16 protein-coding genes and 1 pseudogene are annotated in these 17,358 nt (G+C 68.8%); 9 read left to right on the forward strand and 8 right to left on the reverse strand.

What is annotated here, in order from left to right; translation table 11 throughout:
- Positions 1-225 precede the first annotated feature (225 nt).
- Positions 226-969 carry a peroxide stress protein YaaA gene (gene yaaA, locus CHB84_RS07120; RefSeq protein WP_089300711.1) on the reverse strand — a complete coding sequence of 248 codons (744 nt, stop codon included), beginning with the start codon at positions 967-969 and terminating at the stop codon, positions 226-228.
- 89 nt (positions 970-1,058) lie between these two features.
- Here yaaA and CHB84_RS07125 point away from each other — a divergent pair, with 89 nt between their 5' ends.
- Positions 1,059-1,499 (forward strand): DUF1905 domain-containing protein, encoded by a 441-nt coding sequence (locus tag CHB84_RS07125; RefSeq protein WP_089300712.1) that lies wholly within the window; start codon positions 1,059-1,061, stop codon positions 1,497-1,499.
- A 131-nt stretch (positions 1,500-1,630) separates the two neighbouring features.
- Positions 1,631-3,382 carry a proline--tRNA ligase gene (locus CHB84_RS07130; RefSeq protein WP_089300713.1) on the forward strand — a complete coding sequence of 584 codons (1,752 nt, stop codon included), beginning with the start codon at positions 1,631-1,633 and terminating at the stop codon, positions 3,380-3,382.
- Between the two features lie 158 nt (positions 3,383-3,540).
- Here CHB84_RS07130 and CHB84_RS07135 read toward each other — a convergent pair whose 3' ends face one another.
- Both CHB84_RS07135 and CHB84_RS07140 read right to left on the reverse strand, forming a co-directional pair.
- Positions 3,541-3,951 (reverse strand): secondary thiamine-phosphate synthase enzyme YjbQ, encoded by a 411-nt coding sequence (locus CHB84_RS07135; protein WP_089300714.1) that lies wholly within the window; start codon positions 3,949-3,951, stop codon positions 3,541-3,543.
- Between the two features lie 28 nt (positions 3,952-3,979).
- The gene (locus tag CHB84_RS07140) at positions 3,980-6,004 is read right to left on the reverse strand and encodes an NADPH-dependent 2,4-dienoyl-CoA reductase (RefSeq protein ID WP_089300715.1); all 2,025 of its coding nucleotides are present in this window, start codon (positions 6,002-6,004) and stop codon (positions 3,980-3,982) included.
- A 126-nt stretch (positions 6,005-6,130) separates the two neighbouring features.
- Between CHB84_RS07140 and CHB84_RS07145 the strand changes: the two genes are divergently transcribed.
- The gene (locus CHB84_RS07145; protein ID WP_245818605.1) at positions 6,131-7,048 is read left to right on the forward strand and encodes a cyclase family protein; all 918 of its coding nucleotides are present in this window, start codon (positions 6,131-6,133) and stop codon (positions 7,046-7,048) included.
- 127 nt (positions 7,049-7,175) lie between these two features.
- On the opposite strand, the gene CHB84_RS07150 is transcribed toward CHB84_RS07145, so the two are convergent.
- Positions 7,176-7,385: a PaaX family transcriptional regulator C-terminal domain-containing protein gene (locus CHB84_RS07150; RefSeq protein WP_217898483.1), complete on the reverse strand. Its 210-nt coding sequence runs from the start codon at positions 7,383-7,385 to the stop codon at positions 7,176-7,178.
- Between CHB84_RS07150 and CHB84_RS07155 the strand changes: the two genes are divergently transcribed.
- Positions 7,384-7,599 (forward strand): aliphatic sulfonate ABC transporter substrate-binding protein, encoded by a 216-nt coding sequence (locus tag CHB84_RS07155; protein WP_089300716.1) that lies wholly within the window; start codon positions 7,384-7,386, stop codon positions 7,597-7,599. The genes CHB84_RS07150 and CHB84_RS07155 overlap by 2 nt on opposite strands.
- Positions 7,600-7,771: 172 nt before the next feature.
- Here CHB84_RS07155 and CHB84_RS22320 read toward each other — a convergent pair.
- The 3 genes and pseudogenes from CHB84_RS22320 to CHB84_RS07170 all read right to left on the reverse strand — a co-directional run.
- Positions 7,772-7,963, reverse strand: a pseudogene (locus CHB84_RS22320) (hypothetical protein); the annotation flags it as partial.
- Positions 7,964-7,977: 14 nt separating this feature from the next.
- Positions 7,978-9,096, reverse strand: coding sequence for a fatty acid desaturase family protein (locus CHB84_RS07165; protein WP_089300717.1), 1,119 nt, complete (start codon positions 9,094-9,096; stop codon positions 7,978-7,980).
- A gap of 41 nt (positions 9,097-9,137) precedes the next feature.
- Complete coding sequence (locus CHB84_RS07170; protein WP_089300718.1) at positions 9,138-10,247, reverse strand: ferredoxin reductase; 1,110 nt, start codon at positions 10,245-10,247, stop codon at positions 9,138-9,140.
- 241 nt (positions 10,248-10,488) lie between these two features.
- Here CHB84_RS07170 and fabR point away from each other — a divergent pair, with 241 nt between their 5' ends.
- From fabR to CHB84_RS07190, 4 genes are all read left to right on the forward strand, one after another.
- Entirely contained in the window at positions 10,489-11,121 is a 633-nt protein-coding gene (gene fabR, locus CHB84_RS07175; RefSeq protein WP_089300830.1) for an HTH-type transcriptional repressor FabR, read from the forward strand.
- 126 nt (positions 11,122-11,247) lie between these two features.
- Positions 11,248-12,414: an NAD(P) transhydrogenase subunit alpha gene (locus CHB84_RS07180; protein WP_245818606.1), complete on the forward strand. Its 1,167-nt coding sequence runs from the start codon at positions 11,248-11,250 to the stop codon at positions 12,412-12,414.
- Positions 12,414-12,731 carry an NAD(P) transhydrogenase subunit alpha part 2 gene (locus tag CHB84_RS07185; RefSeq protein ID WP_176439831.1) on the forward strand — a complete coding sequence of 106 codons (318 nt, stop codon included), beginning with the start codon at positions 12,414-12,416 and terminating at the stop codon, positions 12,729-12,731. The genes CHB84_RS07180 and CHB84_RS07185 overlap by 1 nt, the downstream gene beginning before the upstream one ends.
- A 14-nt stretch (positions 12,732-12,745) precedes the next feature.
- Positions 12,746-14,128 carry an NAD(P)(+) transhydrogenase (Re/Si-specific) subunit beta gene (locus tag CHB84_RS07190; RefSeq protein ID WP_089300832.1) on the forward strand — a complete coding sequence of 461 codons (1,383 nt, stop codon included), beginning with the start codon at positions 12,746-12,748 and terminating at the stop codon, positions 14,126-14,128.
- 36 nt (positions 14,129-14,164) lie between these two features.
- On the opposite strand, the gene CHB84_RS07195 is transcribed toward CHB84_RS07190, so the two are convergent.
- Positions 14,165-15,490, reverse strand: coding sequence for a hypothetical protein (locus tag CHB84_RS07195; protein WP_089300719.1), 1,326 nt, complete (start codon positions 15,488-15,490; stop codon positions 14,165-14,167).
- A 256-nt stretch (positions 15,491-15,746) separates the two neighbouring features.
- Here CHB84_RS07195 and CHB84_RS07200 point away from each other — a divergent pair, with 256 nt between their 5' ends.
- Complete coding sequence (locus CHB84_RS07200) at positions 15,747-17,222, forward strand: S8 family peptidase (RefSeq protein WP_089300720.1); 1,476 nt, start codon at positions 15,747-15,749, stop codon at positions 17,220-17,222.
- Positions 17,223-17,358: the final 136 nt, after the last annotated feature.

A 17,358-nucleotide genomic window follows, 5' to 3' on the forward strand; every position in this document is an offset into this window, starting at 1 on the left:
AAAGGGCTGATGCACCGGACGAACCCGACGCGCTTTGCGTCGTCGATGGATAGTGCGCGCACGCCGGCTAGGTATGTTCGGACCGCTCTGTCCGAGGCCGTCTCAGCGTGCCTTCTCGACACTGTACGCGAGAACGCGTGGCCGCACGGCGCCGGGAGCCCGGAACGCGGCTCGGCAGGCTGCATTGCCGGACCGTCCCGTCCCGCGCAGGGTCGTTCCCGTGCGTCAGTCGGTGAGTACCTCGAGGGTGCGCTCACCCGTCTGCTCGATCTTGACGCCCGCCGCCGCGGCGATGCCGACCACGTCGTCGACGGTGCTCGCGTCCTGTCTCGCCCGCACGAGTGCGCCGGCGAGGCGCCCCTTGTACGCCTTGTTGTGGTGGCTGACGGTGGTGCGCGCTCCCGTGCCGTCGTCGGTGACCACCCGCACAGTCACGGCAGACGGGACGCGGGCAAGCGCAGCGTACGGGCCTGATCGCAGGTCGACGAGCACGCTGCTGCCGAGGCCTGCGAGTACCGGTTCGAGGTTCGGGCGCCACAGGCCGCGCAGCGAGCCGAGGCCGGGAACGCTGGATCCGCCGGAGAGCCGGTACGCCGGGATCGGGTCCTCGGCTCCCACGAGACCGAACAACGCGGAGGCCACGGCGAGCCGTTCCCGTGCGCGCGCCCGCTCGGCCGGGCCGAACGTGTCGAGTCCCATAGCGTCGTAGAGCACACCGGTGTAGCGGGACAGCGCAGGCATCGTCGGGGACGACCACAGCGCCGCGTTGCGCTCGATCTCCGCGTCCTGCCGTTCGGACAGTCCCAGCGTGGCGCGGCTGGCCTCGACATCACCGGCCAGGTCGACGAGGGAGTCGACGACCCGCTTGCGGGTGTCGGTGAGCTCCGGGAAGGACAGCGCCGCGAGGTCCAGCGGAGGCCCGTCGCCGCCGTGGGCCTTGGTCTCCGAAGGGGGTAACAGTACGAGCACGTCAGGCACCTTAAAGGCCGGTACACCGGGCGTGCCCGGGCGGGTCGACGCACCGCTGAGCGGGCCGGTGGGCGCGTATCATCGCCTGCATGGATCCCGTGACCGTCGAGGTGACGCTCCAGCCACTCGAAGGTGCCGCGTCCTCGGCCTTCGCGCCCCTCGAACTGGACGTGGCCGGGGTGTTCGGCGACGAGCGCCCGTGGTTGCGGGTCACGGTGAACGACCACGAGTTCCGGTCGGCGGTCGTGGTCTCCGATACGGAGCGCTACATCCCACTGAACAGGGCGAACTGCGAGATGGCCGGGGTCGCCGCGGGAGACACCGTCGCCATGACACTCGAGCTCGTGAGCCACCGGCACCACGTCCCGCCACCGGACGACCTCCTGCTGGCGTTGGGAGACGCCCGGGCCCGGTGGGACGCATTGCCCGGCGCCCGCCAGGAGAGCCTGACCAAGTGGGTCGCCGACGCCGCGACTGACGAGATCCGCCGGCGCCGCATCGCCAGGATCGTCGAGGAGGTGCGCGGCTGACGGGGCGGAAGGCGGGGACCGCGAGCAAGCCGGTGCGAGCCGGCTCACGGGCCTGCTCACATCGCGTGCGGGAGCGTGCAATACCCTTGTGCACCACCGGCTGAAGGCGCCCGTCACGAGGAGCTGAGCACGTGATTACCCGGATGTCCACGCTGTTCTTGCGCACGCTGCGCGAGGACCCCGCCGAGGCGGAGGTTCCCAGCCACAAGCTGCTGGTGCGCGCCGGGTATATCCGGCGCGTGGCACCGGGCGGGTTCACCTGGCTGCCGCTCGGCCTCGCGGTGCTGCGCAACATCGAGAACGTGGTGCGCGAGGAGATGAACGCGATCGGCGCGCAGGAGATCCAGTTCCCCGCGCTCCTTCCCCGTGAGCCGTACGAGGCCACCGGGCGGTGGACCGAGTACGGCCCGAACGTGTTCCGGCTCAAGGACCGCAAGGGCGCGGACTTCCTGCTCGGCCCGACCCACGAGGAGCTGTTCGCGCTCACCGTGAAGGGGGAGTTCAGTTCCTATCGCGACTACCCGGTGATGCTGTACCAGGTCCAGTCCAAGTACCGGGACGAGGCGCGCCCCAGGGCAGGGCTGTTGCGCGGCCGCGAGTTCGTGATGAAGGACTCGTACTCGTTCGACCTCGACCAGGCGGGCCTCGATCGGTCGTACCGGCTGCACAGGGACGCCTACCAGCGCATCTTCGAACGGCTCGGGCTGAGCTACGTGATCGTGGCTGCCACATCGGGTGCGATGGGCGGGTCGGCCTCCGAGGAGTTCCTCGCCGACTCCGCGACGGGGGAGGACACCTACGTGCGCAGCACGGCCTCGGGCTACGCCGCCAATGTCGAGGCGGTGTCCACCCCGGCCGGCGAGGAGAAGCGCGTGGAAGAGCTCCCGCCCGCGCATGTGCACTACACCCCGGACACGCCGACCATCGAGTCGCTGGTCGACTTCCTCAACGCGCAAGCCGAGCTGGGCCGGTCGTTCACGGCGGCCGACACGCTGAAGAACGTGATGGTCAAGGTGCGCAGGCCGGGCGAGCAGGACTGGCAGTTACTGGCCGTCGGTGTGCCCGGCGACCGGGACGTGGACATGAAGCGCCTGGAGGCGTCCCTGGAGCCCGCCGAGGTCGCCGTGCTGGAGGAAGCGGACTTCGAGCGGCACGCGTTCCTGGTCAAGGGGTATATCGGGCCGAATGCACTGCAGGACAACGGTGTGCGGCTGCTTGTGGATCCCCGCATCGTCACAGGCACGGCCTGGGTGACCGGCGCCGACAAGCCCGACCATCACGTCGTCGATCTGGTGTGCGGTCGCGACTTCGTGCCGGACGGCACGATCGAGGCCGCTGAGGTCCGGGAGGGTGACCCCGCTCCGGACGGCTCCGGACCGCTGGTGGCGGCGCGCGGTATCGAGATCGGGCACATCTTCCAGCTCGGAACCAAGTACACCGATGCGTTCGAGGTGGACGCGCTCGGTGCCGACGGCAAGCCCGCGCGGATCACCATGGGCTCGTACGGCATCGGTATCTCGCGCCTGATCGCGGCGATCGCCGAGCAGCATCACGACGAGCTGGGGCTGGTGTGGCCGCGTGAGGTCGCTCCGGCCGACGTGCACATCGTCGTCGCAGGTAAGGACGACTCGATCGCCGAGGCCGCCGAGCGCCTGACCGCCGAGCTGGACGGCGCGGGAGTACGGGTGATCCTGGACGACCGTACGGCCAGTCCCGGCGTGAAGTTCGCCGATGCCGAGCTCGTGGGAGTTCCTTCGATCGTGGTGGTTGGTAAGGGCCTGCAGAAGGGTATGGTCGAAATCAAGGATCGCGCGACCGGTGAACGCACCGAGGTGCCTGTGGACGAGGCCGTCGGGCACATGCGCGCACTGACAGGTCGCTAGAGCCCGTTCGCCAGGGTCCCCGAACCGGCTCTAGCGACCCCTTCCTACCGCCGCTGTCTCCCGGATGGCGGGCGAGCCGAAGGACTCCTCGGGTACCACAGTTGTATCGAAGGGGTCCCTCGGCTCGCCCCGCTCGCTCCGCCGGAAGTTCCGCCCGGCTACCCGGCCAGCACGCTCAGCCGCACGCGGCGGACGGGGTTGTCGACGTTGGTGTCGACCAGGCACAGGGACTGCCACGTGCCGAGCGCGAGCGCCCCGTCGAGGACCGGCACCGTCGCGTACGGCGGGAGGAACGCGGGCAGCACGTGGTCCCTGCCGTGCCCGCCCGTGCCGTGCTGGTGGCGCCAGCGGTTGTCGCGGGGGAGCAGGTCGTCGATCGCTGCCAGCAGGTCGTGATCGCTTCCCGCGCCGGTCTCCAGCACGGCGAGACCCGCGGTGGCGTGCGGGACCCAGCCGTGCAGCAGCCCGTTGTCCACGTCGCACTCGGCGAGGTACGCCGTCGCTTGTTTGGTCAGGTCGTGCACCACAGCGCGGTTGCCCGTGTGGATCTCGAACTCCTTGGTGTACACACCCCCACCGTACCGTCGCGCGCGCCGGTCAGATCGCGACAGCCAGACGGGTCGCCTGGTCGATCGCGCGCTTGGCGTCCAGCTCGGCGGCGACGTCGGCGCCACCGACCAGGTGCGCGGTCACGCCCGCAGCGGCCAGCCCTTCGGTGATCTCCCGTAACGGTTCCTGGCCCGCGCAGATCACCACCGAATCCACGTCGAGCACCCGTTCATCGGACTTGCCGACCGTGACGTGCAGGCCCGCGTCGTCGATCCGGCGGTAGGTCACGCCAGGAACCATCTCGACGCGCTTGTCGCGCAGAGTGGTGCGGTGCACCCAGCCCGAGGTCTTGCCGAGGTCCTTGCCCATCTTGGACGTCTTGCGCTGCAGCAGGTAGACCGAGCGCGGGGAGGGTTCGATCTCCTTGCCCACCCCGTCGACGCCGCCGCGGGCCCGCTCGGGCTCGTCCACGCCCCACTCGGCGCGCCACTGCTCGACGTCGAGCGCGGGCCGCGAGCCGTGGGTGAGGTACTCGGAGACGTCGAACCCGATCCCGCCCGCGCCGACCACCGCGACGGACTTCCCGACCGGCGCGCCGCGCAGGACATCTACATAGGACAGCACCTTGGGGTGGTCGATGCCGTCGATCGCCGGTGTGCGGGGCGAGACACCGGTGGCGACGACGACCTCGTCGAATCCTTCGTCGGCGAGGTCGGCCGCGCGGGCCCGGGTGCTCAGCCGCACGTCCACGCCGTGCAGCTCGAGCTGCCTGCGGTAGTAGCGCAATGTCTCGTGGAACTCCTCCTTGCCGGGGACCTGCTTGGCGAGGTTGAACTGGCCGCCGATCTCGTCGGCGGCCTCGTACACGGTGACGTGATGACCGCGCTGCGCGAGGGTGGTGGACGCGGCGAGGCCCGCCGGACCGGCGCCGACGACGGCGACGCGCTTGGGCGTGCCGACCATGCGGACGGCCAGTTCGGTCTCGTTGCCCGCGCGCGGGTTGACCAGGCAGGTGGCGGTCTTGAGCTGGAAGGTGTGGTCGAGGCAGGCCTGGTTGCAGGCGATGCAGGTGTTGATCTCGTCGTCGCGGCCCTGCTCGCTCTTGGCGACCCACTCGGGGTCGGCGAGGAACGGCCGGGCCATCGAGACCATGTCGGCCTCGCCGCGTTCCAGGACGCCCTCGGCGACGTCCGGCATGTTGATGCGGTTGGACGCCACGACCGGTACGGTCACCCGCGGCCGAAGCCTGCCGGTGAGCTCGGTGAAAGCCGCGCGGGGTACCGAGGTCACGATCGTGGGCACCCGCGCCTCGTGCCAGCCGATGCCGCTGTTGATCAGCGTTGCGCCCGCGTGCTCGACGGCCTGGGCCAGCTCGACGACCTCGTCCCAGGACTGGCCGTCCGGCACCAGGTCGAGCAGGGACAGCCGGTAGCTGATGATGAAGTCCGGGCCCGCGGCCTCGCGGGTGCGGCGGACGATCTCGACGGCGAGCCGCATCCGGTTCGTCCATGAGCCGCCCCAGCGGTCGCCGCGCCGGTTGGTGCGCGGGGTGAGGAACTGGTTGATGAAGTATCCCTCGGAGCCCATGATCTCGACGCCGTCGTAGCCCGCCTCCCGCGCGAGCGTGGCGCAGCGGGCGAAGTCGTCGATCGTTCCGCGCACGCCGCGGTCGCTCAACGCTCGGGGGCGGAACGGGGTGATCGGGGACTTTACCGCCGAGGCGGACACGCTGAACGGGTGGTAGGCGTACCGGCCCGCATGCAGGACCTGCAGCAGGATCTTGCCGCCCGCCTCGTGCACCGGTTCGGTGAGCGTGCGGTGCGCACGCGCCTGCCTGCCGTTCGTCAGCGAGGAGGCCAGGGGGAACAGCCACCCTTCCCTGTTGGGCGCGAACCCGCCGGTGACGATGAGGCCGACGCCGCCCCGAGCGCGCTCGGCGTAGTACTCGGCGAGGCGACCGAAGTTGCGGCTGCGGTCCTCCAACCCGGTGTGCATCGAGCCCATCACGACCCGGTTGCGCAGGCTGGTGAAGCCGAGGTCGAGTGGGCTGGTCAGGTTCGGGTACGCGCTCATGGATGCTGACCTCTCGTGTTGGCGTCCAGCCAATCCTAATTTACGCGTGAGTAGGTAGCGAGGGTGTGCTATCTCGCGATCGTGCGCCGGTGCGACGGGTCGGGAACCGTCGACGACCGTGGGCGAGTGGTCGCGCGTGCCCCGTCGCTCTCCTCGGTCCTGGCGGTCAGGGCCTCGGCGAGCGCGGCGGGAACGCTGGCCGTGCCCGCCGAGAGCCGGCACGCCTTCCTCGACCTCACCGCGTTGGGCAGGCAGGAGGGCCGGGAAGAGCCCAAGGGCAGGGTGGACGCGGTCCGTGAGGCGGTACCCGACTTCTCCGCGTGCGGACACGGATCCTTGGCAGGAGATCGAGCGGTGAGCACGTGTGCGGCGCGGGATGCTGGCATGATCGTGCTCATGGGACTGATCGACCTCAGCCACGCCATCGAGCACCAGATGACCACGTACCCGGGGCTGCCGGGGCCGGAGATCGGCGTGCATCTCAGCTTCGAGGGGTCGGCGGAACACTACGATCCGGGTACGGAGTTCGCCATCGGCCGGATCAGCATGATCGCCAACACCGGTACCTACCTGGACACACCCGCGCACCGGTTCCGTGACGGTCACGACCTGGCCGGCCTGTCGCTGGAACGCTGTGCCATGCTTCCGGCCGTCGTCGTGGACGCGGACGGGGCGATCGGTCCGGATGTGCTGCCCGGCGGGCGGCTCGACGGGATGGCGGTGCTGCTGCGCACGGGCTGGGACCGGCGTTGGGGCACCGCGCACTACGGCGATCCCGACCACCCGTACCTCACCGAGGCAGGTGCGCAGGTCCTCGTCGAGCGCGGCGCCACGCTGGCCGGGATCGACTCGGTGAACATCGACGACACCACCACCGGGCAGCGGCCCGCGCACACCACCCTGCTGGCCGCGGGAATCCCCGTCGTCGAACACCTCACGGGGCTGCACCTGCTGCCGCACACCGGTGCCCACTTCACCGCCGTGCCCCCGTCCATCGACGGCATGGCGACCTTCCCGGTGCGGGCGTTCGCGCACGTGCCGTGATCCGGCCGGGCCGCGACGCGCGTGTCGGGCACTCGGGCACCCCGGTAAGGGGCCGTTCCAGCGACGGTCAGCCGGTGTATGCCGCGCGCACGGCATGTTCCCCTTGCCTCTCCGCGTCACTCGAGCCTTACCGCTGCTCGGGCTCGAGTGGCACGGGGATCGTCTCGAGGAGCTGTTCCGCGATGGCGCGTGCCGGCTCGGCGTACGCGCGAGCGAGGCCGTGAAAGACCTCCTCGGCGCGAATCGCAGGCCAGTCCGGTGGTAGGTGTTCGGCCGGCAGATGAGGGTCGGCGCGTACCAGCCTGAGCCAGTCGGTGTCCGATGTTGCCGATGCCATGGAGGACACCCTCACCTACGCCGGGGCGCACCCGGACGAGGTTCGTACCACGCTTACCGAGTTCCTCGACATGGACGCCGCGCTCGCCGAGAAGGTCGCCCTCGAGACGTTTACCACCGAGCCCAACCGCGGGGCCCTGGAGACCCTCGCCGACCTCGCCGTGCAGGATGGCCTCCTCGAGGAGAAACCGGACCTCGACGCGCTGCTGGACTGACCGGGCACGGGGCCGTGCTGCACCGTTCCGGATGAACCTGCCCGGTGGCTGAATGACGCTTTCAGTCCTTCTCGTGGACTGAAAGCGTCATTCAGCGCTGTTCGGTGTCCGGGTCGATCACCGGCTTCGGCGTGACCTCGTGGTCGCCCCGGAGACGCTGCCCGGGGGACTCGTCCCCGCCGTCCTCCTTGGCGCGCTGGGATGCCTCGTACATCTCCACCGCCTCGGAGATCCCGTCGCCGATCTCGCGGGTGATGTCGCGGACCGCGCTGGTGATGATGCTGGCGATATTGCCGACGTGCGTCGCCGCCGACTCGGTGATCTCCTGCACCGTGTCCTTGTTCCGCTCGAACTGTCCCACCACGGCAACCCCTGTTCCTACGCTGCTGCGAGTTCCTTCTCCTCGTTCAGCGTAGTCGGAGCCTGCTTCTCCTTCTCGCGAGGTGGCAGCGCGAATGTCAGGATCTTCTTGGCCACCGACAGCAACTGCTTGTGCAGCGGCCCGGTGTTGTACGACAGGCCGTACTTCTCGCAGATCGCACGGACCTGCGGGGCGATCTGCGGGTAGCGCCGCGCGGGAATGTCCGGGAACAGGTGGTGCTCGATCTGGTGGGAGAGGTTCCCGCTCATGATGTGGAAGAGCTTGCCACCGGAGATGTTCGCCGACCCCAGGATCTGGCGCAGGTACCACTGGCCGCGCGTCTCACCCTCGGTCTCGGACTCGGAGAAGCTCTCCACGTCCTCCGGGAAGTGCCCGCAGAAGATGATGGCGAATGCCCACAGGTTGCGGACCACGTTGGCGGAGGCGTTGCCCAGCAGGGTCAGCGGCGCGAGCGGTCCGGTCAGCAGGGGGAACAGCACGTAGTCCTTGCCGATCTGCCTGCCTGCCTTGGCGCGCATCTTCCTGCGCACCTCGGCCTTGTCCTTCCAGCTGATCTCGCCCTTGAGCATCCGGTCGACCTCGAGGTCGTGCAGCGACACGCCCCACTCGAAGAAGATCGCCAGCAGGACGGCGTAGACGGGGTTGCCCAGGTAGTAGGGGTGCCATTCCTGGTCCGGATCGATCCGCAGGATCCCGTACCCGACGTCGCGGTCCTTGTCGATGATGTTGGTGTGCGTGTGGTGCATGTAGTTGTGTGAGTGGCGCCAGTTGTCCCCCGACGCAGCGGTGTCCCACTCGAAGGTCTTGGAGTTCAGCTCCGGGATGCGCGTCCAGTCGTACTGACCGTGCATCACGTTATGGCCGATCTCCATGTTGTCCAGGATCTTCGACACCGACAGGCAGCCGACCGCGGCGAGCCAGGCCGGCGGCAGGAAGCCGAGGTACATCAGGCCGCGCCCGGCGACCTCCAGGCCGCGCTGGGTGCGGATGACCCTGTTGATGTAGTCGACGTCCTCCTGCCCCAGGTCGGCGACGAGCTGCTGGCGGATCTCATCGAGCTCGCGGCCGAACTCCTCGACCTGCTCCGGTGTCAGTCGATCTCGTAGGTCGGTCATGACGCTCCTCCCATGGTCTGTTGTCTGTGGTGTCGGTGCCCTCAGCAGTAGATGTCCACGTCCCCGACGGGCACGGAGATGCACATCTGGATCTCTTCCTCGGGTTCGGTGGACAGCTCCCCGGTCAGTGCGTTCTGCACGCAGCCGCGCGACTTGACCTTGGTGCAGGAGAAGCAGATCCCCATCCGGCAGCCGTGCTCCGGGCGTAGTCCGGCCTCCTCGGCCTGCTCCAACAGGGGGCGACCCGAGTTGGCGATCTCCCGGCCACTGTGCTCGAACCGCACCTGACCGGTGGCGTTCTCGGTGTCGATCTCCAGCTCCGGCGGGGTGAACACCTCGGTGTGCAGCTGTTCACCCAGCCCTTCGGCGTAGAACAGCGCGCGCACGGAGTCCATCAGCCCGTCGGGTCCGCACAGGTACGTCTGCGCCTGCCGCCAGTTCGGCGCGACCTCCTCCAGGTGCGCGGGTGTGAAGAACCCGTGCAGGTCACCGCCGTGCTCGGCGTGCGTGAAGCCGAGTGCCACGCGCAGGCCCGGGTTGGCGCGGTCGAGCTCGGCGAGCTCGTCGCGGTAGAGCACGTCCTGCTCGGTGTTGGCGTAGTGCACGAACACCACACCGTCGGTGTCACCTCGATCGTGCAGGGTGCGCAGCATCGACAGCGCCGGCGTGATCCCGCTGCCACCGCTGACCAGCAACAGCTGCTCGGGACGCGGCTCGGGCAGGGTGAACTCGCCGTCCGGCTGGGAGAGTCCCAGGATCATGCCCGGCGCGGCGTTGCGGTACAGGTGCCCGGACACGAGCCCGTGCGGATCGACCTTGACGGTCAGCTCGAGCGAGCCTGCGGGATCGAGCTCCGAGTTGGCGGGGGAGTAGCAGCGCGTGCGGCGCACCCCGTCGATGTCCACGGAGACGCGGACGTACTGCCCGGCGCGAAAGCCTCGCCACCGCTTGCTCGTGTGCACCGTCAGGGTGACCGTGTCCGCGGTCTGCCTGCGCACGGCCGTGACCTTTCCCCGGATCTCGTTGCGCACCTTCATCGGGTCGACGAGCTCGAGATAGCGGTCGATGCCGTGCGGGGTGAGCAGCGTGTCCACCAGGGATGCCGTCATCGCGCCGAGCGACCGGCTGCGACGTGGGATCAGGCTGGTCACGATAGCCCCCTTCGGTTCCGAGTGACGCCGTGGTCGAACTTGATAGTGAACAAGTGTGCACTGATGTGGATACGTTATCGCCCGGCGGCCCTCCCCGTCATCACGTTGTGACGCGTGCGATACGGCCAGGCCTGGTCCGCTGGCCAGGCACGTGCGGCGCACGCGGGACCGCACCGGCCAGCAGGAGCATTCCGGAGTACCTGTGTCGCGCGGGAAAGTGGACGTGCGTACTCTTAACGTTGTGACTGCGGAGCAGACGACGAGGCAGGAGCGCAAGCAGCGCACGCGACAGGCACTTGTGGACGCGGCGTTGCGCCTGCTCACCGACCGCAACCTCGCGAGCCTGAGCCTGCGCGAGGTCACCAAGGAAGCGGGAATCGTGCCGACCGCGTTCTACCGGCACTTCGCGTCCATGGACGACCTCGGTATTGCGCTGGTGGACGAGTCGATGCGCACGTTGCGCAGGATGGTCCGGGAGGCGCGCAAGAACCGGAGTAGCAGCGAGGACGTGATCAGAAGCTCGGTGCAGACGCTTTACTCCCAGGTCCGTACCAACGAGGACCATTTCCGCTTCCTCATGCGCGAGCGCTACGCGGGTACCGGCCGGGTGCGCGCGGCGATAGCGACCGAGCTACGCCTGTTCGCCAGCGAGCTCGCCGTCGATCTCGGCCGATTCGACGAAATGCGCGCCTGGAGCGCGGAGGATCTTCGTATGATGGCCGACTTGATCGTCACGGCGATGCTTGGCACGGTTATGGAGCTCGTGGACGTCGATACGGCCGACCGGGAAGCGGATATGGAGATCATCAGGCAGGCCCGTAAGAGGCTCCGGCTGATTGTCATCGGGGTGGCCGGCTGGCGAAGCGAGGCATGAGCGGCACATGCCGAGTGACACCCCTCACGAAGATCGCTGAACCGGGTGCGGCGTGATAGACAACGTGGACACCAGGGCGGTCCTGGAACTGCCCTTCTCAAGTACCTCGGCGGAGGAGGTTGTGTGGTGGCTGGTGCCGGTTCGGGTGTGGAGAGTGTTGTGTCGGTGGGGGTGGTTGCTGAGCAGGTGGCTGGTGAGGCTCGGGTGGCTTTGGTGCCGGGGATGGTGCAGCGGTTGACCCAGCGGGGTGTGGGGGTGGTTGTGGCCTCGGGTGCGGGTGTGGGGGCGTTCGTGTCGGATGAGGCGTTTGTGGCGGCGGGTGCGCGTGTGGGGGATCCGTGGGAGGCGGACATCGTGGTGTGTGTGCATGCGCCGGGTGAGGCGGATGTGGCGCGGGCGCGGCCGGGCGCGGTGGTGGTGGGGTTTGTGGATCCGTATGCCGGTAGTGAGCGGTTCGAGCGGTGGGACCGGCTGGGTGTGGTCGGGTTCGCGTTGGAGTCGGTGCCGCGGATCTCGCGGGCGCAGGCGATGGATGCGTTGTCGTCGCAGGCGAATGTGGCCGGCTATCGGGCGGTGTTGGTGGGGGCGTGGCATTTGCCGCGGTTCTTTCCGATGTTGACCACGGCGGCCGGGACGGTGAAGCCGGCGAGCGTGTTGGTGCTGGGGGCCGGGGTGGCCGGGTTGCAGGCATTGGCGACGGCGAAGCGGTTGGGGGCGCGGGCGAGTGGGTATGACGTGCGTCCGGAGGTGGCTGATCAGGTGCGGTCGGTGGGGGCGCGGTGGCTGGATCTGGGGATCGAGGCCGTGGGTGAGGGTGGTTATGCCCGGGAGTTGTCCGAGGATGAGCGGGCCGAGCAGCAGCGGCGGTTGGGTGAGGCGATCACCGGGTTCGATGTGGTGATCACCACGGCGCTGGTGCCGGGCAGGGCGGCGCCGCGGTTGGTCTCGGCCGAGGCGGTGGCCGGGATGGCGCCGGGCAGCGTGGTGGTGGATCTGGCCGGGGAGGCCGGCGGGAACTGCGAGCTGACCCAACCGGGCGAGGTGGTCACCGCGCACGGGGTCACGATCGCCGCGCCGGCGAATCTGCCGGGCGAGATGCCGGGGCATGCCAGCGAGTTGTATGCCCGCAACATCGTGGAGTTTTTGGAGTTGGTCATCGGGGAGGGTGGGCTCACCCTGGATGCGGGCGATCCGATCATCGCCGAGGCCTGCGTGTCCGGGCGGGACCGCCTCACCTGGCCGACAGAGGCCGCTGCCGGTGAGTCCGGTGCGGCGGGTAAGGAGGTGTGGTGATGGATCCGGGGTTGGTGCAGAACCTGGCTGTGCTGGTGCTGGCGGGGTTTCTGGGGTTTGTGGTGATTTCGAAGGTGCCGAATACGCTGCATACCCCGTTGATGTCGGGCACGAACGCCATTCACGGGGTGGTGGTGCTGGCCGCGCTGGTGGTGTTGGGGCTGGGTGTTGAGGGGGTGTTCAACAAGGTCCTGCTGGTGGTGGCGATCATTTTCGGCACGATCAACGTCGTGGGTGGGTTCTTGGTGACTGATCGGATGCTGGCGATGTTCAAGCACAAGCCCGCGGGCGGAGCAGACAAGGAGGCCGACCGGTGAGCTGGCTGCATGACATGGCGTTGATCAATAGCCTCTACATCGTCGCGTTCGCGCTGTTCATCTACGGCCTGATGCAGATGCGGGGCCCGCGCACGGCGGTGGCCGGTAACTGGGTCGCCGCTGCGGGGATGGGGCTGGCGGTGGCCGCGACGTTGCTGATCGAGGGGATGGGCAACTGGCTGCTGATCGGGCTGGGCATCGCCATCGGCACGGTGATCAGTATCCCGGCGGCCTACCGGGTCAAGATGACGGCGATGCCGCAGATGGTCGCGCTGTTCAACGGGCTCGGCGGCGGGGCGATCGCGCTGATCTCGTGGGCCCAGTTCCGCGACACCGCCGGCTACGCCCACGAACCCGTCCACGCCGTCATCGCCTCACTGTTCGCCGCGCTGGTGGGCTCCATCTCGTTCTGGGGCTCGCTGGTGGCCTACGCCAAACTCCAAGAGCTCCTGCCCGGCCGGCCAATGACCCTGGGGCGGGCGCAACAGCCGGTCAATCTGGCCATGATCGTCGCCGCCGTGGCCGCGGCGATCGTGATCACCACCGGCGGCGCCTCCGGCTGGTGGATGATCGCGCTGCTGGCCGCCGCCGCGGTCGTCGGGCTGATCGTGGTCCTGCCCATCGGCGGGGCCGACATGCCCGTGGTGATCTCGCTGCTCAACGCGCTGACCGGCCTGTCCGCCGCCGCCAAGGGCATCGCGCTGGACAACACCGCCCTGATCGTGGCCGGCATGATCGTCGGCGCCTCCGGCTCCATCCTGACCAGCCTCATGGCCCAGGCCATGAACCGCTCCATCCCCGCCATCATCGCCGGCGGCTTCGGCGGCGGCACCACCACACCCAGCAGCAGCGGCGGCAGCGACCGGCCCATCCGCAGCACCAGCGCGGCCGACACCGCCATCCAACTCGCCTACGCCAGCAAAGTCGTGGTCGTGCCCGGCTACGGCATGGCCGTGGCCCAGGCCCAACACGCCGTCAAGGAAATCGCCACCCTCCTGGAAGCCAAGAACATCGACGTCTCCTTCGCCATCCACCCCGTCGCCGGCCGCATGCCCGGCCACATGAACGTCCTGCTCGCCGAAGCCGACGTCGCCTACGACCAACTCACCGAACTCGACGAAAGCAACTCCGCCTTCCCCCAAACCGACGTCACCCTGGTCATCGGCGCCAACGACGTCATCAACCCCGCCGCCGAAACCGACCCAGCCTCCCCCATCTACGGCATGCCCATCCTCACCGTCCACCACAGCCAATCGGTCATCGTCATCAAACGCAGCATGAGCCCCGGCTTCGCCGGCATCGACAACGACCTCTACTACAACCCCAAAACCACCATGCTGTTCAACGACGCCAAAACCGCCACCACCGACATCGTCGAAGAACTCAAACAACTCTGAACCCACACCCAGCGCACTGGACGTGCCCGGCCGTGCCTAGCGGCCGAGTGGGACGTCGGCCGCCGCCTCGAGAACTCGGTCCCTGCCGAGGTCGCCGTCGACGCCGTGCTCGGGCGGGGCGAGGAGGACGACGCGCACGGTCGAGCCGCGCGTGTCACTGTGCTGGACGGCCCCGTCGAAGCCGGGCGGTTCTCCCGGCCACCGCCCGGTCCGCGTCGCCAGGTCGTGCGCACCCCCGCGTCCCGGCGTGTCCACGATGTCGCGGAACGTATGCGCGTCATCCGGTGTGGCGAACTCGAACTCCGCGATGCTCACGGCCGCCTCGCGCCCGTCGTGGCGGGCCGTGAAGCTGCCGAGGAGGATACCGGCGCAGGTGAGTTGCTCCACGGCCATCTGCGCGTCTCCGAAGGTGTGCGCGATGCAGTCCGGCTCCCTGCTGGTGGTCACCGGGACGAAGGTGACATCCCGTACGTTCCGTTCGGCGGAGTCGCCTGTGGCGTGTGGCTCCGGACGTGTTTCCGCGTCACCGGTGGCCACCGCTACGCCGATGGCAGAGAGCACGACGAGCAGCAGGAGCGCGAGGCCTGCCAGTGCCCACCACGTGACGTGACGGGTCCGTCGGCGCCGCGGGGGCAGCCGTTGCGCACCCACCCGGCCGGGCCGTGCCTGCTCGTCTTGTGCCTCGGGGGTTGGCCGGGCTGCCTGGTGCGCCGAGGTCGCTGAGGTCGCCGAGGTCGCATCGCCCGCAGGGAAGCCCTCCTCGGCGAGCTGCTCGGCGCTCAGGACCTGTGCGTCTGGCACCAGCAGCCGCATGACCGCCCTGGCGTGTTCGATGGTGCACGGGCGGGCGGCCCCGTCGGGGGAGGCGCGCCCACCGCCGAGAGCGGCGCGCACGCTCGCCGGTGAGGGGTGGAGCACGTGTACGGAGCCGTCCTCACCGGCGTCCGGCACGGTGATGGCGTGCGCGTACGGGCCGACCGCGACGACGATGCCGCTCGGCAGCGTGGCGTGTGTCGCCGCCGACAGCGTAGACAGGGCGGCGTGGGCGTCGCGCAACGCGGTCACCACCGGGCTGTCCTCCGGGTCGTCGGTGCCCGCGACGGCCCGGCCGTCGGCCAGCCACTGACCGTGCAGCGGAGCGATGAGCCGCATGGCGGGGCTCTGCAGGTGCACCCCGACGACGACGTGCACGGCGTGCGGTCGTAACACGACGGCTTCGAAGAGGGACGTCTCACCCGGGAAGGTTACGCCCAGAAGAGCCACCCCGCCGGTGTCGGCCTGTCCTCGCCCGAAAGCCGTCAGCGCGGCGCGTATGTCGTCGCTGATGCCTGAAACGCGCTCGCCAGCGCGAATGACTCGCACCGTCGCAATCCTCCCCATCGGCGAAACCCGGTCGCGGAACATGGCTCGGAAGCGAGCCCGGTCAGGGACAAGACTAGTCCCGTGTGCGTATCCAAGCGCGTACACCCTGCGTTAGGCATACAGGGACCGAGAGTCGAGAAAGGTTCACATAGGTTCACGTTCAGTTATTGACAGGAACGATATGTCCCTAGTTGTGTGTCATTCCATCGTGTGAAGTAGCCGCTGAACGGAGCGGGCGAATAGGGAGGAGTCATCAGTGCTTGGAAGACCCTGGCGACGTGCGGTAGTGGTCGCGGCCACATCGGCACTCGCTGTGTCGACGATCGGGGCCACGCCTGTGGTCGCTCAGGAAACGACCGATCCGCTGGCGCCGATCGGGGACTCGCTCGGCGAGGTGCTGTCGGGCCACTCCGACTCGGAGCCGGTATCCGTCTTCGTACACGGCACTGACGTCGCAGCCGCCGACCAGGCGATCGCCGACGCCGGGATGGACCGGCTGACCGCCTTCGACAGGGTCGGCGTCGTCGCGGCCAGCGGTACCGCCGGCCAGGTCGACGAGGTGCGCGACGCCGACGGCATCACCTATGTGGAGAACAACAACCCGGTGGAGTTCTTCGCTACGTCGGGTACCGAAGCCACGCGGGCCAAGGAAGCGCAGGAGACACTGACCGACGCCGACGGCGAACCGATCGACGGTAGCGGCACCTCCGTCGCCGTCATCGACACCGGAGTCGACCCGAACCACCCGGCGTTCGCAGACGAGAACGGCGACAGCAGGGTCGTGGCGAACATGCGGAGCCTCTGCCTCGACGACAGCGGCGACACCAGCTGCATCGTCGACGCCGGCCCGCTGGACACCGACTCCACGTCGCTGGGTGGTCACGGCACGCACGTCACCGGTATCGCGACAGGGCAGAACTACGAACTGAACGACGGCTCGCAGGTGGGTGGCTCGGCACCGGGAGCCGACATCGTCTCGGTGGCCACCGGAGCAGCGGTCGCGATCCTCGGTGCGAACTCCGCGATGAACTGGGTTCTCGAGAACCATGACGCACCGTGCGGCGCGGACGTCCCCGCCGAGGAGTGCGCGCCGGTGAAGGTGATCAACAACTCCTGGGGTCCTGCGGGCGGCGGCGAGTTCGACGAGAACTCCCTGACCGTCAAGCTGCAGCGCGAGCTCGCTGAGGAAGGCGTCATGACCGTGTGGGCGAACGGCAACGACGGCGGGGACGGGTCGCAGAACCTGTCCAACCCGCCGGGGCAGGACCCCACCCCGGGTGTGGTGTCCGTCGCCTCCTACTTCGACGAGGGGACGGGGACCCGCGACGGCTCGGTGTCCGACTTCTCCTCGCGTGGTGGTCAGGACGACACGCAGAGCTGGCCGGACATCTCGGCCCCCGGTGAGGAGGTGCTGTCGGCCTGCAGGCCCACGATGCCGATCTGCTCGACCGGCTTCGACTTCCGGAACGGCCCGGGTGCGCTCGACCTGGCCACGTACAACGTGATCAGCGGGACGTCGATGGCTGCGCCACAGGTCACCGGCATCATCGCGCAGCTGTCCCAGGCGAAGCCGGATGCCACGCCCGCCGAGATCGAGGACGCGCTGAAGGCCACGGCGTACAAGTACACCGACGGCGCGTCGTACGAGAAGGTGGACGGCTACACCTCGAGCTTCGACAAGGGCACCGGCCTGGTCGACACGGTCGCCGCCGTGGAGTACCTCACGGGCTGATGCGAAGGGCGCTCCCGCGTGGGTGCCGCACGTGGCAGGCCACCCGCGCGGGAGCGTTTCCCTGTTGTGCCTGTTGCTGATGTGATTTCATGGCATACTAGAGCCACAATTTCAGACCGAGCACCACACGAGACGC

This window comes from Haloechinothrix alba, from assembly GCF_900188115.1.
Classification (GTDB): domain Bacteria; phylum Actinomycetota; class Actinomycetes; order Mycobacteriales; family Pseudonocardiaceae; genus Haloechinothrix; species Haloechinothrix alba.

What these genes read in the sequence shown, in the direction of transcription:
- CHB84_RS07125 (WP_089300712.1), top strand. Translation starts at nt 1,059, where the DNA reads ATGGATCCCGTGACCGTCGAGGTGACGCTCCAGCCACTCGAAGGTGCC.
- CHB84_RS07140 (WP_089300715.1), bottom strand. Translation starts at nt 6,004, where the DNA reads ATGAGCGCGTACCCGAACCTGACCAGCCCACTCGACCTCGGCTTCACC.
- CHB84_RS07155 (WP_089300716.1), top strand. Translation starts at nt 7,384, where the DNA reads ATGGAGGACACCCTCACCTACGCCGGGGCGCACCCGGACGAGGTTCGT.
- CHB84_RS07150 (WP_217898483.1), bottom strand. Translation starts at nt 7,385, where the DNA reads ATGGCATCGGCAACATCGGACACCGACTGGCTCAGGCTGGTACGCGCC.
- CHB84_RS07165 (WP_089300717.1), bottom strand. Translation starts at nt 9,096, where the DNA reads ATGACCGACCTACGAGATCGACTGACACCGGAGCAGGTCGAGGAGTTC.
- CHB84_RS07185 (WP_176439831.1), top strand. Translation starts at nt 12,414, where the DNA reads ATGGATCCGGGGTTGGTGCAGAACCTGGCTGTGCTGGTGCTGGCGGGG.
- CHB84_RS07190 (WP_089300832.1), top strand. Translation starts at nt 12,746, where the DNA reads ATGGCGTTGATCAATAGCCTCTACATCGTCGCGTTCGCGCTGTTCATC.